The sequence below is a fragment of the Pseudomonas kulmbachensis genome, from assembly GCF_963681935.1.
GTDB classification, from domain to species: domain Bacteria; phylum Pseudomonadota; class Gammaproteobacteria; order Pseudomonadales; family Pseudomonadaceae; genus Aquipseudomonas; species Aquipseudomonas kulmbachensis.
This window is the reverse complement of the sequence record NZ_OY817088.1, coordinates 3,598,012-3,619,397: the sequence shown is the minus strand read 5'-3', so window position 1 is coordinate 3,619,397 and position 21,386 is coordinate 3,598,012. Positions and strand designations below refer to the sequence as shown.

At 57.3% G+C, this 21,386-nt stretch carries 17 protein-coding genes; 10 read left to right on the top strand and 7 right to left on the bottom strand.

All coding sequences use genetic code 11. The features are described from left to right. The first annotated feature begins 214 nt into the window (after positions 1–214). Positions 215–1,153, top strand: coding sequence for an aspartyl/asparaginyl beta-hydroxylase domain-containing protein (locus U5A05_RS16795; protein ID WP_261739048.1), 939 nt, complete (start codon positions 215–217; stop codon positions 1,151–1,153). 263 nt (positions 1,154–1,416) lie between these two features. Here U5A05_RS16795 and U5A05_RS16790 read toward each other — a convergent pair whose 3' ends face one another. After that, positions 1,417–1,899: a GNAT family protein gene (locus tag U5A05_RS16790; RefSeq protein WP_321833995.1), complete on the bottom strand. Its 483-nt coding sequence runs from the start codon at positions 1,897–1,899 to the stop codon at positions 1,417–1,419. 425 nt (positions 1,900–2,324) lie between these two features. Between U5A05_RS16790 and U5A05_RS16785 the strand changes: the two genes are divergently transcribed. Continuing rightward, positions 2,325–3,188 (top strand): DMT family transporter, encoded by an 864-nt coding sequence (locus U5A05_RS16785; RefSeq protein WP_261739045.1) that lies wholly within the window; start codon positions 2,325–2,327, stop codon positions 3,186–3,188. A gap of 44 nt (positions 3,189–3,232) precedes the next feature. On the opposite strand, the gene U5A05_RS16780 is transcribed toward U5A05_RS16785, so the two are convergent. Next, positions 3,233–4,102 (bottom strand): DMT family transporter, encoded by an 870-nt coding sequence (locus U5A05_RS16780; RefSeq protein ID WP_425262912.1) that lies wholly within the window; start codon positions 4,100–4,102, stop codon positions 3,233–3,235. Positions 4,103–4,264: 162 nt separating this feature from the next. On the opposite strand from U5A05_RS16780, the gene aceK reads away from it, so the two are divergent. The 5 genes from aceK to U5A05_RS16755 all read left to right on the top strand — a co-directional run bounded on the left by aceK (position 4,265) and on the right by U5A05_RS16755 (position 12,163). Then, positions 4,265–5,974, top strand: coding sequence for a bifunctional isocitrate dehydrogenase kinase/phosphatase (gene aceK, locus U5A05_RS16775; protein WP_261739043.1), 1,710 nt, complete (start codon positions 4,265–4,267; stop codon positions 5,972–5,974). Positions 5,975–6,061: 87 nt separating this feature from the next. Then, a complete protein-coding gene (gene hrpA, locus U5A05_RS16770; protein ID WP_321833991.1) occupies positions 6,062–9,973 on the top strand; it encodes an ATP-dependent RNA helicase HrpA in 3,912 nt (1,303 codons plus the stop codon). A gap of 204 nt (positions 9,974–10,177) precedes the next feature. Continuing rightward, the gene (locus U5A05_RS16765) at positions 10,178–11,299 is read left to right on the top strand and encodes a beta-ketoacyl-ACP synthase III (protein ID WP_321833990.1); all 1,122 of its coding nucleotides are present in this window, start codon (positions 10,178–10,180) and stop codon (positions 11,297–11,299) included. A 31-nt stretch (positions 11,300–11,330) separates the two neighbouring features. Next, the gene (locus U5A05_RS16760) at positions 11,331–11,942 is read left to right on the top strand and encodes an RNA polymerase sigma factor (protein WP_261739040.1); all 612 of its coding nucleotides are present in this window, start codon (positions 11,331–11,333) and stop codon (positions 11,940–11,942) included. Then, a complete protein-coding gene (locus U5A05_RS16755) occupies positions 11,936–12,163 on the top strand; it encodes an anti-sigma factor family protein (protein WP_261739039.1) in 228 nt (75 codons plus the stop codon). The genes U5A05_RS16760 and U5A05_RS16755 overlap by 7 nt, the downstream gene beginning before the upstream one ends. 121 nt (positions 12,164–12,284) lie before the next feature. On the opposite strand, the gene U5A05_RS16750 is transcribed toward U5A05_RS16755, so the two are convergent. After that, a complete protein-coding gene (locus U5A05_RS16750) occupies positions 12,285–13,577 on the bottom strand; it encodes a putative porin (protein WP_261739038.1) in 1,293 nt (430 codons plus the stop codon). A 279-nt stretch (positions 13,578–13,856) separates the two neighbouring features. Here U5A05_RS16750 and U5A05_RS16745 point away from each other — a divergent pair, with 279 nt between their 5' ends. Then, the gene (locus tag U5A05_RS16745) at positions 13,857–14,981 is read left to right on the top strand and encodes a GNAT family N-acetyltransferase (RefSeq protein WP_321833984.1); all 1,125 of its coding nucleotides are present in this window, start codon (positions 13,857–13,859) and stop codon (positions 14,979–14,981) included. An 18-nt stretch (positions 14,982–14,999) separates the two neighbouring features. On the opposite strand, the gene aqpZ is transcribed toward U5A05_RS16745, so the two are convergent. The 4 genes from aqpZ to U5A05_RS16725 form a co-directional block, all read right to left on the bottom strand. Next, positions 15,000–15,701 (bottom strand): aquaporin Z, encoded by a 702-nt coding sequence (gene aqpZ / locus U5A05_RS16740; RefSeq protein WP_261739036.1) that lies wholly within the window; start codon positions 15,699–15,701, stop codon positions 15,000–15,002. A 200-nt stretch (positions 15,702–15,901) separates the two neighbouring features. Further along, positions 15,902–17,734 (bottom strand): ABC transporter ATP-binding protein, encoded by a 1,833-nt coding sequence (locus tag U5A05_RS16735; protein WP_261739035.1) that lies wholly within the window; start codon positions 17,732–17,734, stop codon positions 15,902–15,904. Between the two features lie 127 nt (positions 17,735–17,861). Beyond that, positions 17,862–18,425 (bottom strand): peptidylprolyl isomerase, encoded by a 564-nt coding sequence (locus U5A05_RS16730; protein ID WP_261742466.1) that lies wholly within the window; start codon positions 18,423–18,425, stop codon positions 17,862–17,864. Positions 18,426–18,586: 161 nt separating this feature from the next. Further along, positions 18,587–19,510: a PA3225 family LysR-type transcriptional regulator gene (locus U5A05_RS16725; protein ID WP_261739034.1), complete on the bottom strand. Its 924-nt coding sequence runs from the start codon at positions 19,508–19,510 to the stop codon at positions 18,587–18,589. 154 nt (positions 19,511–19,664) lie between these two features. Between U5A05_RS16725 and U5A05_RS16720 the strand changes: the two genes are divergently transcribed. Together U5A05_RS16720 and U5A05_RS16715 are read left to right on the top strand one after the other, a co-directional pair. Beyond that, the gene (locus tag U5A05_RS16720; RefSeq protein WP_261739033.1) at positions 19,665–20,264 is read left to right on the top strand and encodes an FMN-dependent NADH-azoreductase; all 600 of its coding nucleotides are present in this window, start codon (positions 19,665–19,667) and stop codon (positions 20,262–20,264) included. 259 nt (positions 20,265–20,523) lie between these two features. After that, entirely contained in the window at positions 20,524–21,384 is an 861-nt protein-coding gene (locus U5A05_RS16715) for a carboxylate/amino acid/amine transporter (RefSeq protein ID WP_321833982.1), read from the top strand. Positions 21,385–21,386: the final 2 nt, after the last annotated feature.

The following is a 21,386-nucleotide window of genomic DNA, read 5'->3' as shown; positions in this document are numbered from 1 at the left end:
TGGCCCTTATCGCAGCCTGCGGCAGCGGCTACAGCCGTTGCCTGACCCAAATCAAACTGTTTTCCACCTCAAAATGCATAATCATTGCCTTTGGTGTCGGTCATTGCCCTGAATATTGGTTTTTGTGGGTTTTGTCCTATGCCTGTAGTGTTTATCATGGCCGGCTGCCACGTCGGGCGATTGGTGCCGCACGGTATTTTCGAGGAGTTGTTGCATGACCTTATCCTTCGCCATCAAGGCAGGGCTCATACTGCTGTTTGTCGGCAGCATCCTGTACGTGCATTTTCGCGGCAAGGCACGGTTGCCGGTGTTGCGCCAGTTCGTCAACCACTCCGCGTTCTTTGCGCCGTACAACGCCTTGATGTACCTGTTCTCCGGTGTGCCGTCCAAACCGTACCTGGACCGCAGCAAGTTCCCCGAGCTGGATGTGCTCAAGGACAACTGGCAAGCGATCCGCGAAGAAGCCATGCATTTGTTCGACGAGGGCTATATTCGCGCCGCAGAAAAGAACAACGACGCCGGTTTTGGCTCGTTTTTCAAGAAAGGCTGGAAGCGTTTTTACCTCAAGTGGTACGACAAGGCGCTGCCATCGGCCGAGTTGCTGTGCCCAAAAACCGTTGAGCTGGTCAACAGCATCCCCAATGTCAAAGGCGCAATGTTTGCCTTGTTGCCGGGCGGCAGCCACCTCAACCCGCATCGTGACCCGTTCGCCGGATCGCTGCGCTATCACCTGGGCCTGTCGACTCCCAACTCCGATGCCTGCCGTATCTTCGTCGATGGCGAAGAATATGCGTGGCGCGACGGTGAAGACGTGATGTTCGACGAGACCTACGTGCACTGGGTCAAAAACGAAACCGACATCACCCGCGTCATCCTGTTTTGCGACATCGAGCGGCCACTCACCAGCCCCCTGATGACCCGGATCAACCGTTGGGTCAGCGCGCAACTGGGTAAAGCCACTGCTCCGCAGAACCTCGATGACGAACGCGTAGGCGGGATCAACAAGGCATACGCCTGGAGTAAAACCTTCAGCGACCGCTTCAGTGGTGTGGTCAAACAGTGGAAACGCCGCAATCCCAAGCTGTACCGCATCGCCCGGCCGATATTGGCGGTTATCGTGCTGGTACTGCTGTGGCGCTGGTTGTTTGGCTGATTTCAAGAAGCACAAAAAAACCGCTCTATAGGGAGCGGTTTTTTTTGGAATTTTTCCAGTCAGCTACCCGCTAGAACACCTGCAGGTTCCTCAGCTTTACTACCGTTGAGTGCAACGCTCAAAAAACGCTGCTGAGTGGCAGAGACGGCCGCTTTGCCTGGCTCGCTCTGATTACGAGGCTTGGCTTGGTTGGAGGCGGGAGGTGTGATCGTGACAGACATATTGCCACCATTTTGATTGTTTATTGTACAGTGATGTCGATGTTAGTCGTTCTCCAGGCGGACAACAAGTCGTCCAAATGGATCGAATTGAAACCCCAGTTCCTGGTAGACCTTTATGGCTCCCTGAGCCGGCTCTTGAATTTCCAGCCACTGGCTACCGACCTTTCGCGCGTATTGTTCGACAGCAATCATCGCAATTGCGGCGATGCGGTTCTTCAGTGGATGCCAGTTGTCAGGTTTACCTTCAAGCCTGACAATTTTGGTGCGCAAACGGCTCTGGTTGGGATTGGCGAAGTACAGACCGCACAGCTCTGAGCCGGACCAGATGGATAGGTCGAATGACCAGGGCTCCTTGGCTTTCCAGATGGGTATTTCCTCCCATGAGAAGTGAACGCCGTCTCCCCAGCCATTTAGTGCCTCAAGCGCTCGTGAATCGATGGGCTTCAATTGTACGGCTCTGCCGGGCAGTGTTTTCGGCGTGTCAGCCAGTATCGAGCAAGCCGCCGCCCTGGCTTGTGATTTCAAAAGCTGGTGCTTGAGCCGGTTTCTGGGTCTTGGCATAAGGCTGATCAAGTGAAAATGTAGCCCGCTGTTTTACTCGACTCTCGCCTGTTTTTAATCAGATGAGTCATTGCAATTAATGTCGAGCGCTGGTTATAGTCGGCGCTCGATACTTCTCTTCAAAAAGATCAGCCAATGCCGGTTTCCTTCTCACATAGCGTCGCCGTTTCAGCAGTCACTGCTGGCGTCGATCCGTGCGGAAATCAACAGCCTGCGCAGATCAGTCACTATCCCCCTCCTGTCAGCCGCACTGTGGTGTACGTCGTCGTATCGCCACCGGGTGTTGTTGCGAGCTGAGCTGATCGCTCGGCTGCCCGTACCCGTCTAAAAAAACACTGAATTTCAGCCTCGGCTGAGTTGGCTTTTTTGCCTGATGACAGGTGTTACCCATGTTTTCGATTTCTAAAGAGTCCGCGCTGGCGGCTGCGTCTACGTGCCTGTTCGTACTGCTGTGGAGCAGCGGTGCGATTTTCTCCAAGTGGGGGCTGGCGCATGCGTCGCCGTTTGCCTTTTTGTTGATTCGTTTTGCCATTGCCCTGTTGGCGCTGGTGCTGATTATTCCGCTGATGAAGTTTCAGTTGCCCCGTGGCAGAAGGGCGATCAGTTATGCATTGGCTACGGGCGTGGTGTTACTGGGGGCGTATCAGATTTTTTATCTGCTGGCGCTGGATCTGAAAGTGACACCCGGGGTTATGGCTACGGTCATGGGTGTGCAACCGATCCTCACTGCTGTGATCATGGAGCGTAGGCATTCCTTTAGCCGCTCCCTGGGATTGTTGCTGGGGCTCGCCGGGCTGGTTCTGGTGGTGTATCAGGGCATCGGCCTGGCGGGGTTGTCGTGGGCCGGGATGTTGTATGCCCTGTTGGCACTGGCCAGCATGACGGCAGGCACCTTGATGCAAAAGCGCATCACCCGGAACCCGCTAGGCACGTTGCCCCTGCAATACCTCGCCGGTTTGCTGGTGTGTGCGGTATTTGTGCCGTTTCAGCCCTTTCACTTTGAACACAGCGCGGGCTTTGTCGTGCCGGTGTTGTGGATGGGGCTGGTGGTTTCGGTATTGGCAACCTTGTTGCTGTACCGGATGATTGCCAGAGGCAATCTGGTCAACGTCACCAGCCTGTTTTACCTGGTGCCTGCGGTAACCGCGATCATGGACTACCTGATATTTGGCAACAAACTCGCAGCGTTGAGTTTGCTCGGGATGGCGATGATTATCATCGGGCTGATGTTTGTGTTCCGTAAAACCACCTGAAGCACATGCTTTTGTAGCCGCTGCCGCAGGCAGCGGCTACAGGTTCAGACCTTGGCTGCCGCCCCGGGCTTAAGCACCAGCCACAACGCCAGCGCAATCAGCAGCCCGCCATACAGATGGGCCATTGATAGCGGTTCGCCCAGAAACAGCGCGCCCCACAACACGCCGAACGGCGGGATCATAAAGGTCACGGTCATGGATTTGACCGGGCCAATGCTCGTCAGTAAGCGGAAGTACAGAATGTAGGCAAACGCTGTACACACCAGCCCCAAGCCCAGCAACGACAACCAGACACTCATCCCGCCCCAACTGACGGGTGGTTGATTGATCACGCTCAGGCCAAACAGCGGCAACAGGAACAGTGTGGCGCCAAGCATGCTGCCCAGTGCCGAAAGGCGTGGGTCAAGACCGCCTTGCTGATCCAGCCAGCGGCGGGCCAAAAAGCCGGCAAAGCCATAAAAGGTGGTAGCCAGCAGGCAGGCGAGGGCACCCATCAGCAAGTCCAGATTAAAAGCCACTGGTCCGGCCCGGGTCAGAACTCCGACTCCGAGCAGCCCGAGAAACACTCCGGCCATTTTGGTCAGGGTCAGTTTTTCGCTGAAAAACATCCCGCCAATCAATACGCCCATCAACGGGGTGGTCGCGTTAAAGATTGACGAATAACCAGCTGGCAGTACCTGTGCTGCGACCGAGTACAGTGTGGCCGGAACCCCGGAGTTGATAACCCCCAGAATCAGAATCACCTTGAGTTTGCCGCCAAAATTCCAGCGCACGCGCATCAGCGCCAGGATCACTACCAGGCCAGTAGCCGCGATGGAGACCCGAAAGAATGCTGTAGGAATGGTTCCAAGTACCGGTGCGATGATCCGCATAAACAGAAAGCTGGCGCCCCAAATGCCTGCCAGCGACAGCATGCGCACCAAATCGACAAGTCTCACGGGTTTTTCCTTACAAGGTTTGAGCCGCGCAGTGTAGGGGATGCTGCGCGCAAGGCAATGGTTGCGCCTGCTAACAATTGGCCACTAAGCTCAGCCATACAATAATACCCTCACCGATAGTCGTGCAGAGGTTCCTCCATGCCCCAAACCTGGCCTGCGGCCGCCATCGCGCAAATGATCCTCGATGGTTTCGATGATTATCGTGAGCACTTTCGTCAGATCACCGACGGCGCACGCGCCCGTTTTGAAGGGGCATTGTGGCAAGCTGCGCAGGCCGCGTCGGCGGCACGGATCAATCTGTACGAGCAGAAGGTCAGTGAAATCAGGCAGCGCATGCAGGGCGCTTTTGGAGATCAGGATTTGCTGGATGCCGAGCAATGGCCGCGGGTCAAAAGTGCTTATATCCGATTGATAGACCTGCGCTTTGACGATGAGCTGGCCGAGACCTGGTACAACTCGACCTTCTGCAGCCTGTTCAGCCACGACCTGATCAGCGATGGCTGCATGTTTATTCACACTACCCGGCCCGTATTGCGTCAGGCCCGTGCTGCACAAACCCGTACCTATCGCCCTGCCGGGCAGTTGCATAACGCGTTGGCGCAGATTTTTAGCGACTTTGCCTTCGATGAGCCTTACGCCGATTTGCCGGGTGATCTGTTCAGGCTCGCTGCCCAATTGCGCGAAAGCTTGCCCGACTGGGTGTGCAAAGACCCGCAGTTGAGCATTGAGCTGTTTTCGTCGGTGCTATACCGCAACAAGGGGGCGTATCTGGTGGGACGCCTTTATACCCAGGACGAGCAATGGCCGCTGGTGATCCCGCTGCTGCACCGCGAAGGCCGGGGGGTTCAGATTGATGCGTTGATCACCGACGAAGCCGAGGTGTCGATCATCTTCTCGTTCACCCGCTCGTATTTCATGGTGGATGTGCCGGTACCTGCGGAGTTTATCGGCTTTCTCAAGCGTATCCTGCCGGGTAAACATGTCGCGGAGCTGTACACCTCAATCGGCTTTTACAAACACGGCAAGTCAGAATTTTACCGGGCGTTGATCAATCATCTGGCCACCACCGACGACCGTTTCATCATGGCGCCAGGGGTACGTGGGATGGTCATGACCGTGTTTACCCTGCCGGGCTTCAACACGGTATTCAAACTGATCAAGGATCGTTTCTCACCGTCGAAAAACGTCAATCGCGCCACAGTTATTGAGAAATACCGCCTGGTAAAAAGCGTGGACCGGGTAGGGCGTATGGCGGACACCCAGGAGTTCGCCGATTTTCGCTTCCCGATGAGTAAGTTCGACCCGGAGTGCCTGGCCGAATTGCTGGAAGTTGCGCCTTCAACCGTGGTCATCGAAGGCGATCAGGTATTGATTCGCCACTGCTGGACCGAGCGACGTATGACCCCACTTAACCTGTATCTGGAAAATGCCAGCGCCGCACAGATCCGCGAGGCGCTGGAGGATTACGGCCTGGCGATCAAACAACTGGCGGCGGCCAATATTTTTCCCGGCGACATGCTGTTGAAAAACTTTGGCGTCACCCGGCATGGCCGCGTGGTGTTCTACGACTACGACGAAATCTGCTATCTGACCGAGGCCAACTTCCGACATATCCCGCAGCCGCGCACCCCCGAAGACGAAATGGCCAGTGAGCCCTGGTACTCCATAGGGCCGCTGGATGTGTTTCCTGAAGAGTTTCCGCCGTTCCTGTTCGCCGACGCTGGCCAGCGCCGCCTGTTCAATGAGCTGCATGGTGACCTGTACAACGCCGATTACTGGAAAAGCCTGCAAGCTGCGATTCTGGAGGGCAAGGTGATTGATGTGTTTCCTTACCGGCGCCGAGGCTGATCGCTCGCTCCCACACAAGAGGCTCTGTTTTGCTCGCAAATCTGCGACAATCCGCCCCCTGCATTTATGAAGACTTTTGCGCACCTGATGACTGACGAATCGCCTGCTATCGACCAACTGTTGAAAAACCTTGATCAAGCCATGATTGCCGACCGCCATAAGCTGCGTCGGCAGTTGCATGAGCTGCGCAAAAAGCCTGACGACGCCAAGCTGGCCGTCTGGGCGGAGCGGGTGCAGGCGTCGTGCGCGCAAGTGGCAGCGCGGGCGGCCAGTGTGCCGCTGATTCGCTATGACGAAAACCTGCCGATTGCCGCCAAGCGCGATGAGATCAAGGCCGCGTTGCTCAAGCATCAGGTGCTGATTCTGGCCGGTGAGACCGGCTCGGGCAAAACCACCCAACTGCCGAAAATCTGCCTGGAAATCGGTCGTGGTCAGCACGGTTTGATTGGCCATACCCAGCCGCGACGAATTGCTGCGCGCAGTGTTGCCAGCCGGGTGGCCGAAGAGCTGGGCACACCGCTGGGGGCGCTGGTCGGCTATCAGGTACGGTTTGAGGATCAGAGCGATTCCAACACCCTGGTCAAGCTGATGACTGACGGTATCCTGCTGGCCGAAACCCAGCACGACCGCTACCTCGAGCGTTATGACACGATCATTGTCGACGAAGCCCACGAGCGCAGTCTGAACATCGACTTCCTGCTGGGTTATCTGAAGATTTTGCTGCCGCGCCGTCCGGACCTGAAAGTCATCATCACTTCGGCGACCATCGATCTGGAGCGCTTCTCCAAGCACTTCAATGACGCGCCTATCGTCGAAGTCTCGGGCCGCACCTTCCCGGTCGAAACCTGGTACCGCCCGTTGACCTCAGAGCAGGATGAAGAGGGCAATAACGTCGAAGAAGACTTGAGCGTCGATCAGGCCATCATCGCTACTCTGGACGAGATTGCCGCGTTTGAGCGCAGTGAGCGCAAAAGTCCGGGTGACGTGCTGGTGTTTTTGCCCGGCGAGCGTGAAATTCGCGATGCCGCCGACATGTTGCGCAAGGCTCAGCTCAAACACACCGAAATCCTGCCTTTATATGCGCGGTTATCGCCTGCCGAGCAGCAGCGGATTTTCCAGTCGCATCCCGGCCGCCGTGTTGTGCTAGCGACCAACGTGGCGGAAACCTCGCTGACGGTTCCGGGCATTCGCTACGTGATCGACAGCGGTACCGCCCGCATCAGCCGTTACAGCTATCGGGCCAAGGTCCAGCGCCTGCCGATCGAGGCCATTTCCCAGGCCAGCGCCAACCAGCGTAAAGGTCGTTGCGGCCGGGTCGAGCCGGGTATCTGTGTGCGCTTGTACGCGGAGGAAGACTTTAACGGTCGCCCGGAATTTACCGATCCGGAAATTCTGCGTACCAACCTCGCGGCAGTAATCCTGCAGATGCTGCACTTGCGTCTGGGCGAGATCACGGCGTTTCCGTTTATCGAGCCACCGGATGGCAAGGCAATCACCGACGGTTTCAACCTGCTGCAAGAGCTGTCGGCGGTTAACCGCGAAAATCAGCTGACCCCGCTGGGCCGCCAGTTGGCGCGCTTGCCGGTGGACCCGCGCATGGGGCGCATGCTGCTCGAAGCCGCCAAGCTCGGCAGCTTGCAGGAAGTGTTGATTGTCGCCAGTGCGATGTCGGTGCAAGACCCGCGTGAACGGCCGCCCGAGCGCCAACAAGCGGCCGATCAGGCCCACGCGCAATGGAAAGATGTGGACTCGGACTTTGCCGGTTTGATCAATGTGTGGCGCGGTTTTGAGGAACAACGCCAGGCGCTGACTGCCAGCCCGCTACGTAACTGGTGTCGCAAGAATTTCCTCAACTACCTGCGCTTGCGCGAGTGGCGTGACTCTCACCGTCAACTGAGCCTGATCTGCCGCGATATGCAGCTCCCGGTCAATCAGGAGCCGGCCGACTACCCGAAATTGCACAAGGCGGTGCTGTCCGGTTTGCTGAGCCAGATTGGGCAAAAAACCGAAGACGGCGATTACCTCGGCGCGCGTCAGCGCCGGTTCTGGATTCATCCGTCCTCAGGTCTGGGCAAAAAACGCCCGCAATGGCTGATGACTGCCGAACTGGTAGAAACCACCAAGCTGTATGCGCGGATGGTGGCCAAGATCGAGCCGGACTGGATCGAGCCGCTGGCCGGGCACTTGATCAAAAAGAATTACTTCGAGCCGCACTGGGAGAAGAAGCGCGGGCAAGTGGTGGCCTATGAGCAAATCACTTTGTTCGGCCTGATCGTGGTTGGGCGGCGAGCGGTGCATTACGGGCCAATTGATCCGGTGCTGTCACGCGAGCTGTTTATCCGGGAAGGGCTGGTGCGTGGCGAGATTCAGTCGCGGGCCAAGTGCCTGACCGCCAACGCGCAGTTGCTCGAGCAACTCGACGAGCTGGAGGCCAAGGCGCGTCGCCGCGATATTTTGGCGGACGAAGAAACCCTGTACGGGTTTTACGATGCCCGCCTGCCTGCCGAGATTCATCAGACCGCGACGTTTGACAGTTGGTATCGAGTCAACAGTCAGAAAGATCCGCAGTTGTTGATCATGCGTGAAGAAGACGTGCTGGCCCGTGAAGCCACCGAAATTACTGCCAAGCATTACCCCGACACGCTGCACCTGGGGGATTTGACCCTGGAGCTGAGCTATCACTTTGAGCCCAATCATCCCCGTGATGGGGTAACGGTCAAAGTGCCTGCGCCGCTGCTTTCGGTATTGCCGCCAGAGCGTCTGGAATGGCTGGTGCCCGGTATGATTGAAGCCAAGTGCATTGCGCTGGTGCGCAGTCTGCCCAAAGCGTTGCGCAAAAACTTTGTGCCGGTGCCGGACTTCGTCAAAGCGGCATTGCAGCGCATGGAGTTTGCTCAAGGCTCGTTACCGCAAACCTTGGGCCGCGAATTGCTGCGCATGACGGGGGCGCGGGTGAGTGATGAGGCGTGGGCAGAGGCCGCGCAGCAAGTTGAAAATCACCTGAAGATGAACCTTGAGATTGTCGATGCCGATGGCAAATTCCTTGGTGAAGGTCGCGACCTGGCTGAGTTGACGGCGCGCTTTGCCCAAGCGAGTCAGGCCGCGCTGGCGGTGCCGCAAACGGCCAAAAACCAGCAGCCGGTGGAAGCTAAAGTGTTTGCTGCAGTTGCGGAAAAAACCCAGCAGAAGATCGCCGGGCTGTCGATGACGGTTTACCCGGCGCTGGTGGAAGAGGGCAACACGGTCAAGGAAGGGCGTTTCTCGACCCCGGCTGAGGCGGAGTATCAGCATCGCCGCGCTTTGCAGCGCCTGTTGATGCAACAACTGGCGGAACCGGCCAAGTTCCTGCGCGGCAAATTGCCGGGGCTGACCGAGCTGGGCCTGTTGTACCGCGAGCTGGGACGGGTTGAGAGTCTGGTCGAAGATATTCTGCTGGCCAGTCTTGATAGCTGCATCCTTGAGGGTGAAGCGCTGCTGCCCCGTGATGGCGCCGGGCTGGCGTCGCTTGCCGAACGCAAGCGCGGGGCGTGGACCGAACATGCGGAAAAACTGGCGAAACTGACGCTGGATATCCTCAAACTGTGGCATGGGCTGCAAAAGCGCTTCAAGGGCAAGATCGACCTGGCCCAGGCGGTTGCCTTGAATGACATCAAGCAGCAGTTGAGTCATTTGGTGTATCCGGGTTTTGTTCGCGAAACCCCTGCGCTCTGGCTCAAAGAGCTGCCGCGCTACCTCAAGGCGATAGAAATGCGCCTTGAGAAACTGCCGGGTCAGGTGCAGAAGGACCGGGTCTGGAGTGGTGAACTGAGCGGGCTTTGGGCGCAATATCAAGCGCGTGCCACCAAGCACGCGCAGGAAGGCAAGCGCGACCCGCAGCTTGAGTTGTATCGCTGGTGGCTGGAGGAATACCGCGTGTCGCTGTTCGGCCAGCAACTGGGTACGAAGGTGCCGATTTCGGACAAGCGCCTGAGCAAACAGTGGAGTGCCGTGGACGCGTAGATGCGACTGCTAGCGGGATACTCTGTTACCGGTCAAGGCCCCCTGTGGGAACGAGGCTGCTCGCGAATTATCTTCACGAGCAGCCTCGCTCCCATAGTTGAAGTATCTGCAGTGGAGCTCTTCGCGTCTGTAAATAACGCCAAATGCTGGCATTTATGGCAAACTTCGCTGTTATCGACACCTGAAAACAATAGAGGAACGACCGTGCATAACGTCGTCATCAGCGGCACCGGCCTGTACACCCCGGCCAACAGCATCTCCAACGAAGAGCTGGTGCAGTCTTTCAATACCTATGTGCAACAGTTCAATGCGCACAACGCGACAGCCATCGAGGCAGGCGAAGTTCAGCCTCTGGCCGAGTCGAGCGCTGCATTTATCGAAAAAGCATCAGGCATCAAAAGCCGATTTGTGATGGACAAGGATGGCATTCTTGACCCGCAACGCATGCGCCCGCACTTGCCGGTGCGTAGCAACGATGAAATGTCGGTGCTCTGCGAAATGGCGGTAGGCGCCGCCAAACAAGCGCTGGAACGCGCAGGCAAGACTGCTGCCGATATCGACGGCGTGATCGTGGCGTGCTCCAACCTGCAACGCCCGTACCCGGCCATTGCCGTTGAAGTGCAACACGCGCTGGGCATTCAGGGTTTTGGTTTTGACATGAACGTGGCCTGTTCTTCGGCGACTTTCGGTATTCAGACCGCGAGCAACAGTGTCCAGCTGGGCCAGGCCCGCGCAGTGTTGCTGATCAGCCCTGAAGTGTGCACCGGCCACTTGAACTTCCGTGACCGCGACAGCCACTTTATCTTTGGCGATGCTGCAACCGCGGTGGTTGTCGAGCGCGCAGATCTGGCAACCTCCGAGCATCAATTCGATATCGTCAGCACCAAATTGCTGACCACCTTCTCGAACAATATCCGCAACAACTTCGGCTTCCTCAATCGTGCTTCTGACGAACCGACTGACAGCCCGGACAAACTGTTCGTCCAGGAAGGCCGTAAGGTGTTCCGTGATGTGTGCCCGATGGTGGCCGAGCTGATTGCTCAGCACCTGCAGGAAAACCAGCTGGATGTGACTCAAGTGAAACGCTTCTGGCTGCACCAGGCCAACCTGAGCATGAACCACCTGATCGTACGCAAGCTGTTGGGGCGCGAGGCTTCGATTGAAGAGGCGCCGGTGATTCTCGATACCTACGCCAACACCAGTTCGGCCGGTTCGGTGATTGCCTTTCACACGTACCAGGACGATCTGCCAAGCGGGGCGCTGGCAGTACTCAGCTCGTTTGGCGCCGGTTATTCGATTGGCAGCGTGATTTTGCGTAAGCGCTAAACACTGCCTAATTCCGATTGCGGAGGCCTTGATGGCAACTGCTGACGACGCTGAGCTACTCAAACGTCTGCTAAGCGGCGAACAGCAGGCCTTTCGCGAGCTGGTCAGCACTTATCAAAGTGCGATGAAAGCTGTGGCCTATGCCATTGTTGGCAATCGCCACGCTGATGAAGCAGTCCAGGATGCCTGGCTGTCAGTGGTACGCAATTTGTCCGGGTTTGAGGGCCGTTCGAGCCTGAAAACCTGGCTGCTGACCATAACCGCCAACTCGGCGAAAAACCGCTATAAGCAAAATCGCCGGGAAGTCTTGCTCGACGATTTACCCTCACCCCACGGCACGATTGACCCTGAGCGTTTTTCCAGCGATGGCCACTGGCTACTGGCACCGTTTGCCTGGCATCAGGACACCCCCGAAGCCTTGCTCACTGAAGATGAATTGCGCGAATGCCTTGAACAAACACTGCTCAGCCTGCCGCAGTTGCAGAGCAGTGTGCTGGTGTTGCGCGAGCGTCAGGGCCTGGAGTTGGAAGAAATCTGTAATCTTCTTGAGCTGTCGCTCTCCAATGTTCGAGTGCTGGTGCATCGCGCCCGGCTTAAAGTCTTCGCGACTGTGGAGCATTTCGAGGAAACCGGCGAATGTTGAGCTGCAAACAGCAAGTAGCGCGTTCAAGTGACTATCTGGATGGCCAGCTGAGTTTTCGTGAGCGGTTGTTGGTGCGCCATCATTTGCTGTTTTGCCCTAACTGCCGACGTTTTATCAAGCAAATGCGCTTGATGAGTGCCGCGTTGAGAAAACTTCCCGAACCGCTGCCTACAGACCTTGAGCAAACGGTTGAGCGGATGATGCGCGAGCAATCTCGCTAAAGAAGGAGCGCAAGCAAGGTTGCCGTCGGTGGATGTGATGGGGGCCGACGCCAGCCTCGCTCTGCTTTTCAGACACAAAACGCTGAATGATTTCAGCGTTTTGCTGGTTGCGGGAGGCTTTTTAGAACTTGGCTTCCAGATCCAGTTGCAAGGTGTTGGCCTTGGCATCTTTCTGCGTGGAGGTTGCGTAGTCAGCCTTGGTCAGGAAGTAAGTCACGCCGACACCGAAGTTCTTGTCGATTTCATAACCCACTTTGACCTTGTGGCCGCGTGAGCCGGTAGTGCCGTTGGCGAAGTCAGAGTCAGTGAAAGCACCGACCACGGCGTTACGCTGAATGTCGCGGTAGTTGTAGTCCAGGCTGAAGGCGTTGAGCTTGCTTTTGAAACCCACCAGCCAGGCGTTGTCCTGATCGCTGTCGGTCGCTGCGTTGTGTACATATTGACCGTACAGCGACAGTGGCAGCGGCAGGTTGGCGATATCGACCTGGCCGAAGCCTTCGTACAGACGGAATTCGTCAGTGCTGTTGCCGTTAACTGCCAGGGCGCAAGGGGTGGTCTTGGTCCCGGTGGTTGGGCACTTGCTGTCCTTGTCGTTGTTGTAGCTGTAGACACTGCCGCCCAAAGTCACTTTCAGGCTGTCGGTCGGTGCGAACCTTGCACCCAACTGACCGGCATACAGGCTCAAGTCGTTGCGAAATTGCACGCCTTCGCCGTCAACGTTGTCCTTAAGGGTGTAGTAACCGGCGCTGCCGAACATCTCGACGCCGCTGTTACCCAGGCTGTGCTTGTAAGTGGCGGCCAGGCCTTCCGGGTTGATATCGCTATCCCAGATCACATCGCCCATGCTCACCCATGGCTGTGCCATCTTGCCGGCGATCAGGTGCAGGTCCTTGACGGCGGTCGGGTGGTAGTCGATGAAGGCCATGTCCAGCCACAGCTGCTTCTTGTCGAAGTAGTTGTCCAGATCCTGGTTGGTGGAGCGCGCATCGTCGCCGCCGCCAGTGGCGATACGAATACCGGTGTTCACTTGCGGGTTGATTTCGGTGTAGGCACCTAGACGAGCACGAATGCGCTGACGATCCTTGTTTTTGCCATCGGATTCGCCATCGATTTTGACTGTTTCCTGACGAACCCGCACATCCCCTTTGAGTTCAGTTTTGGCAGCCCAGGCGACTTTCTGTTCGAAAGCGCTGAGATCGGATTTTTTCACCTGGTTAGCGGCTGCTTCTTGCTGGGCTTGCTTCTCACTGGTGAGTTCGGTTTGCAGCTCGGCGTATTGAGCCGGCGATATGGAACCGTTGGCTTTAAGCATTTCGAGCAGTTTGGCATCGACCGCAGCGCTGGCCGGAATGCTCATGGCCAGTGCAAGGCCACCACACAGTCCCGCCGCTACCCGTGTAGATACAAGACGCATTTTGAATCTCCCAGTGCTGAGATGGCCCTAGCCACCCCAATAAAAATCGGCCCTTTACGGGCTCACGTTAACGAGGTTGGGTGTGTCATGAGCGTGTTGGCAAACCGTTCACTCATAACCCCGTGTTCTAAGAAGCGGCGTCAGTATCGCGGCTGGATATGACAGAAAAGTGGCGAACTGATAGCAAGTCTGTGACAGTGATTTCAGCCGGGTAAAAACGCCGGGAGCGGGCTTGTGGTGCTACCATCGCCGCTCTAAGCCGCGCTTCGGGGACTATTGATGCCGTTACAACGACTGGACAGCCTGTCCGCCATCACCGCTCAGGAATGGGATGCGCTGGTGCCGGTTGCGCAACCTTTCTTGCGGCATGCTTTTCTTAGCGCCCTGGAAGACAGTGCCAGCCTTGGCCCGCACTCCGGTTGGCAACCCGAGCACTTGTTGCATTACGAGAACGGGCAACTGCGAGCGGCATTGCCCAGCTACCGCAAATGGCACTCTTACGGCGAATACGTGTTCGATCACGAGTGGGCGCAGGCGTGTGAGCGAGCGGGTATCGAGTACTACCCCAAACTGTTGACGGCCGTACCCTTCAGCCCGGTCAGCGGCCCACGCTTGCTGGCCGCCCGTGCCGAGGACGGGTTGGAGCTGCTGGCAGCCTTGCCCGGCTATCTGGAGATAGAAGGGCTGTCCAGCGCGCACATCAATTTCACCGATGCATTGGCCGATACCGCCTTGGCGCAACAGCCCGGTTGGATGCAACGGTTGGGTTGCCAGTTTCATTGGCAGAACCGTGAGTACCGCGATTTTCAGGACTTTCTTGATGCGCTGAGTTCACGCAAGCGCAAGCAAATGCGCAAGGAACGCGAGCAAGTGGCGGGGCAGGGTTTCGACTTTGAATGGCTCGAAGGCCGGCAGGTCAGTGAGGCACAATGGGATTTTGTCTATGCCTGCTACGCCAACACCTACGCCGTGCGCCGCCAAACGCCGTACCTGACCCGGGCGTTTTTCAGCCTGCTGGCCGAGCGCATGCCCGAATCGATTCGCCTGGTGCTGGCCAAGCAGGGCGGCACCCCGGTCGCCATGGCGTTCAGCCTGATCGGCGGCGACAGTTTGTATGGTCGTTACTGGGGATGCCTGGCCGAGTTCGATCAGCTGCATTTTGAGACGTGCTTCTACCAGGGCATGGATTACGCCATTGCCCAAGGGATTCAGCGATTTGATGCCGGTGCCCAGGGTGAGCACAAGTTGATCCGCGGCTTTGAACCGGTGATCACCCACTCATGGCATTACTTGCGTCATCAGGGGCTGAAAGCGGCCGTGAGTGACTTTTTGCAGCGTGAGCGGGTCGGGGTGCTGGCGTATGCCGAAGAGGCGAGGTCGGCATTGCCTTACCGGCAGGCCTGATCCTCGCCGCTGCATGTGTCAGCTGCCTTCCTTGCCCAGCCAGCGATAGGTCAGCCCGCCAATGGCTGCACCCACCAGTGGTGCCAGCCAGAACATCCAGAGTTGCTGAAGCGCCCAGCCGCCTACGATCAGGGCCGGACCGGTGCTGCGTGCCGGGTTGACTGAAGTGTTGGTGACCGGGATCGAGATCAGGTGGATCAGCGTCAGTGCCAAACCGATGGCAATCGGCGCGAAGCCCGCAGGAGCTCGTTTGTCCGTGGCACCCATGATGATCAGGATGAACATGGCGCTCATTGCAATTTCACACACCAGCCCCGAAACCATCGAGTAGCCACCGGGTGAATGGTCGCCATAGCCATTGGCCGCGAGGCCGCTTGCGGCAAGATCAAAACCGGGTTTGCCGCTGGCAATCAAGTACAGAAGCGCTGCGGCAATTATCCCGCCCAGTACCTGAGCGATGATGTATGCAGGCAGTTCTTTGGCCGGAAAGCGTCCGCCTACCCACAAACCGAAGGACACGGCAGGGTTCAGATGACAACCGGAAATATGCCCTATGGCGAATGCCATGGTCAGCACTGTGAGGCCAAATGCCAGCGCGACCCCAAGTAAACCAATACCTACGTGGGGGAATGCTGCCGCGAGCACAGCACTGCCACAACCTCCAAGTACTAACCAAAAAGTACCCAGCAACTCGGTGACTGAACGTTTGAACAAGGTCATGGGGAGGTCCCGGATAGATAAATCTATCGAGCAATTGAAGCAGCGTCGCCTCCTGCGGTTAACGACAGAATTCGTCCGAATCCTGCTCTAAGTACAGCACTTGCGCGCTTTTTTGCCAGTGCCATAAAAAACGCCAGGGCCCTTTAAAATCGGGCGCTGGCGTTGTGGCTCAGGCAGGTTGCAGTGGCTTTCCTGTTGAATCAGTCGATGCCTACAAACCCTCCCGTTTGGTGCTGCCAGAGGCGTGAGTACAACCCGCCCCGGGCCAGCAGTTCACTGTGGGTGCCGGTTTCGGCGATATGGCCGTTTTCCAGGACCACCAAGCGGTCCATGCGGGCGATGGTTGACAGACGGTGGGCGATCGCAATCACGGTTTTGCCCTGCATCAGGGTTTCCAGGCTTTCTTGAATCGCGGCCTCGACTTCGGAGTCCAGTGCTGAGGTCGCTTCGTCCATGATCAGGATCGGGGCGTTCTTCAGCAGGACCCGGGCAATGGCGATACGCTGGCGTTGACCACCGGACAGTTTGACTCCGCGCTCGCCCACATGGGCATCGAAGCCGGTACGGCCCTGAGCATCGGACAGGAGCGGGATGAACTCATCAGCCCGGGCCTTGCGTACGGCTTCCCACAGTTCTGCATCGGTCGCGTCCGGTTTGCCGTAGAGCAAGTTGTCGCGGATCGAGCGGTGCAGCAATGAAGTATCTTGGGTGATCATGCCGATCTGCTCGCGCAAGCTTTCCTGGGTCACTTCGGCGATGTTCTGATCGTCGATCAGGATGCGACCGCCTTGCAGGTCGTACAAGCGCAGCAGCAGGTTGACCAGGGTCGACTTGCCAGCACCGGAAGGTCCGATCAGGCCGATTTTCTCACCGGGTTTGATCACCAGGTTGAGGTCGCTGATGATCCCGCTGCGCTTGCCGTAGTGGAAGTCGACGTGTTCAAAACGTACTTCACCACGGCTGACTGTGAGGCGGGGTGCCTGTTCGCGATCAGTCACTGCAACAGGTTGGGCGATGGTTTTCAGGCCGTCTTGCACCATGCCGATGTTTTCAAAGATGCCGTTGACCACCCACATGATCCAGCCGGACATGTTGACGATACGGATTACCAGGCCGGTGGCCAGGGCGATGGCACCGACGCTGATCAGCGACTGGCTCCACAGCCACAGGGCCAGGCCGCTGGTGCAGACAATCAGCAGGCCGTTCAGGGTGGTGATGGTCACGTCCATGCTAGTGACGACACGGCTCGCCAGCCGGGTTTTTTCGGTCTGCTCAATAATGGCTTCGCGGGCGTACTGCTGCTCGAAGTGGGTGTGGGCAAACAGCTTCAGGGTGGTGATGTTGGTGTAGCCGTCGACGATGCGCCCCATCAGTTTGGAGCGCGCATCGGAAGACACCACCGAGCGCTCTTTGACCCTGGGCACGAAGTAGTACAAGGCGCCGATGTAGCAAAGAATCCAGGTCAGCAACGGGATCATCAAGCGCCAGTCGGCTTCGGCAAACAGCACCAGGGAACTGATGGCGTAGATCAGGACGTGCCACAGGGCATCGACGGCCTGTACGGCCGAATCACGCAGCGAGTTGCCGGTTTGCATGATGCGCTGGGCGATGCGCCCGGCAAAATCGTTCTGGAAGAAGTTGAGGCTTTGCTTGAGCACATAGCTGTGGTTCTGCCAGCGGATCATGCTGGTCATGCTCGGGCTTAGGGTCTGGTGTACCAGCAGGTCATGCAAGCCAAAGAACACCGGGCGAATGATCAGGGCAACCACGGCCATCCAGATCAACTCGGAGCTGTGGACCTTGAAGAAATCAGTATTAGGAGTGCCCTGGGTCAAGTCGATCAGCGTGCTCAGGTAGCTGAACAGTGATACTTCGATCAACGCCGCTATCAGCCCGACCACCAACAAGGCGGCAAACATGGGCCAGACCTGACGCAAGTAATAGAGATAAAACGCCCAGACAGTACTGGGAGGGGCAGCGGTGGGGGCTTCGCGGAAAATATCGATCAGTTGTTCGAAACGACGATAAAGCATGTGCACTGACGCCCGCAGGGCGGGCTCTCCTTTAGTTGACGTTCCCTATCCTGAGCCGCTCGAAGGAACGCAGCCTCGTTCCTTCGGCAGCGGCTACAGGGCACCGGTCAAGGCTCCTGGCAGTCTGTCAGTCGATGCGTTTGGCTGACTTGATCAGTACCGGGTCGATCGGCACATTCTGCATGCCTTGTTTGGTGGTGGTTTGCGAATTGACGATCTGGTCGACCACGTCCATGCCATTAACTACCTTGGCAAATACGGCGTAGCCAGCGTCACGGCCCGGGTCCAGGAAGGCATTGTCAGCCACGTTGATGAAAAACTGACTGGTGGCAGAGTTCGGGTTGGAGGTACGCGCCATCGACAGGGTGCCACGCACGTTATGCAGGCCGTTGCTGGCTTCGTTCTTGATCGGGTCGCGGGTCGGCTTTTGCACCATCTGCGTGGTAAATCCGCCGCCTTGCACCATAAAGCCCGGGATCACACGGTGGAAAATGGTGTTGTTGTAGAAGCCACTATCGACATACTTCAGAAAGTTGTCAGTGCTGACTGGCGCCTTTACCGGGTCCAGTTCGATTTCGATCTTGCCGAAGCTGGTGTCCAGCATGACATGAGGTGCTTTGGTGGTGTCGGCAGCCATCAGATTGGCAGCGAACAGCAGGGCGCCAGCGGCAAGAGCAATTTTTTTAAGCATCATTCAGTGATCCTGAAAAGTGGAGTGGCTGTTCAATGCACGCGGGCAGGGATGCAAGGCGCATTGAACCAGTGCCCGTGCCACATCCGGCAGTGGCGGATGTTCACGGGCGGCGGGTGTTGGACAGGATATTCTTGAATCAGGTTCCTGCCCACTGATCTTCACGCTTGTTGTGGTGCTGCAAAAGCTGCGTCCAGTGGGGCCGTGTCGAAAGTTTGCAACAGTTCGACAAGAATTTGCGTGGCGGGGCCCAGAGGTTTGTCCTTGTTGGCGTACAGGAAGAACACCGGGTGACGATTACCGCCTTGATTGAGCGGCAGCGGTTTGAGCACGCCTTCCTTGAGTTCGCGTTCGATCATGTGCCGTGGCAACCAGGCAAAGCCCAGCCCGCTGCCTACAAACGCGGCAGCGGTGGCCAGGCTGCCGACGGTCCAGCGCTGTTCGGAGCCGAGCCAGCCCACGTCCCGTGGTTGCTGGCGGCCGGAGTCGCGAATCACCACTTGCAGTTGGCTTTCGAGATCCTGGAAATGCAGTTCACGCTGCAGGCGATGCAACGGATGGTCGGGGTGGGCCACTGCAACAAATTCCACGGTGCTCAACTCGGTGCCCAGATAGCCGGGAATATTGAAGCTGCTGATGGCTAGGTCTGCGACGCCTTCGAGCAATACCTCTTCGACGCCGGACAATACTTCTTCGCGCAAACGCACGCGACAGCCCCGGCTTTGCGGCATGAAGGCGGTCAGGGCGCGTACCAACCGGGCATTGGGGTAGGCGGCGTCGACTACCAGCCGGACTTCGGCTTCCCAGCCTTGTTCCATGTGATGGGCGAGGTCTTCGAGCTGACTGGCCTGTTTCACCAGTTGCCGGGAGCGGCGCAGCAACACGCCGCCCGCCTCGGTGAGCACCGCTTTACGGCCATCGATGCGCAGCAATGGCACGCCAAGCTGATCCTGCATGCGGGCCACGGTGTAGCTGACAGACGACTGCGAGCGATGGAGTACTTCAGCAGCTTGAGCGAAGCCGCCGTGGTCGACCACCGCTTGCAAGGTGCGCCATTGATCAAGGGTCACGCGGGGCGCTTTCACGATGAATTCCTCTGGTGTTGAAGGGGTACAGGATACCGCTAAACAAACAGATTTATAGATAGGTTGTAGCAGGTATTTGCGCTTTTTTATCGAACCTATGCTCTCTAATCTTTCTCCATCGTCTTACAGTATTTACAGATGGAGCCTATCCGCCATGTCCAATGTTCTGATTATTGAAAGCAGCGCCCGTCAGCAGGATTCGTTTTCCCGACAGTTGACTCAGCAGTTCATCGACCAGTGGCAAACGCTGCATCCAACCGATCAGATTACCGTGCGCGATGTCGCCCTGAACCCGGTGCCGCATCTTGACGCCAACCTGCTGGGTGGCTGGATGAAGCCTGAAGCGCAACGCAACGGTGACGAGCATGCTTCCCTGCAGCGCTCCAACGAGCTGACTGACGAGTTGCTGGCCGCCGATGTACTGGTACTGGCGGCGCCGATGTACAACTTCGCGATTCCGAGCACCCTCAAGGCGTGGCTTGACCACGTGTTACGGGCCGGCGTGACCTTCAAGTACACCGAAACCGGGCCACAAGGCCTTCTGACCGGCAAGAAAGCATACGTTCTGACTGCACGCGGCGGGCTATATGCAGGTAGCACCTCGGATCACCAGGAACCCTATCTGCGGCAGGTCATGGCTTTTATCGGGATTCATGATGTGACCTTTATCCATGCCGAAGGCATGAACCTGGGGGGTGACTTCCAGGAGAAAGGTTTAAACCAGGCCAAGGCCCGACTGTCTGCCATCGCATAGTCTGTTAATCGACAGATAATCGTCGCAAGGCTTAATCGTTTCATTGCTCCTTCAAGCATGCGGTTCGCGCATCGAACCTCCCTTTGCACTTTCTTGAGTGCTCGTACCCGATCGGCCCTTGCGCCGGATCGGGTTTTTTTTGTCCGGGCATTGCGGGGTGATGGTCAAGGCTGATGAAAAACCGCTAAGGTCGCACACCTTCTTCTGAGCTTGCGGGCGTTTTGCCTGCGAGCTGATGCAACTTTCCGGCGAGAGATTCATGGGCTATCTGTTGTTTGTCACCTTGATTCAGGCGTTTTCCTTCAGCCTGATTGGTGAGTATCTGGCGGGACACGTCGACAGTTATTTTGCGGTACTGGTGCGTGTGGTATTGGCGGGGTTGGTGTTTATTCCCCTGACGCGCTGGCGCCAGGTAGAGCCCGGCTTTATGCGCGGCATGTTGCTGATCGGCGCCTTGCAGTTCGGGATCACCTACGTCTGCCTGTACTTGAGCTTTCGCGTACTGACGGTGCCTGAGGTGTTGCTGTTCACCATCCTGACGCCGTTGCACGTGACTTTGATCGAAGATGCGCTTAATCGCCGCTTCAACCCCTGGGCGCTCGTGGCCGCGCTGGTGGCTGTGATGGGGGCTGCAGTGATCCGTTTCGACACTATCAGCCCGGACTTCTTTGGAGGTTTTCTGTTGCTGCAATTGGGCAACTTTACTTTTGCCGCCGGGCAAGTGTTGTACAAGCGTTTGGTGGCACGCTATCCGAGTGACATGCCGCATTATCGGCGGTTTGGTTTCTTTTACCTGGGGGCTTTGGCGGTGGTATTGCCGGCCTTCTTGCTGTTTGGCAAAGCCAACTTTTGGCCGGACGCGCCCTTGCAATGGGGTGTTCTGATATTTCTGGGGCTTATTTCTACGGCGTTGGGTCTGTACTGGTGGAACAAAGGTGCATGTATGGTCAGGGTCGGCACTTTGGCTGTGATAAACATTTTGCATGTGCCCGTGGGGTTGATTCTCAATCTGCTGATCTGGAACCAGCATGAACCGCTGGGGCGGTTGTTCATCGGCGGGCTGGTGATTGTGTTTGCGGTCTGGATCAGCCGGCTAGACCGCAGGGCTGTGACGGTCTAAGG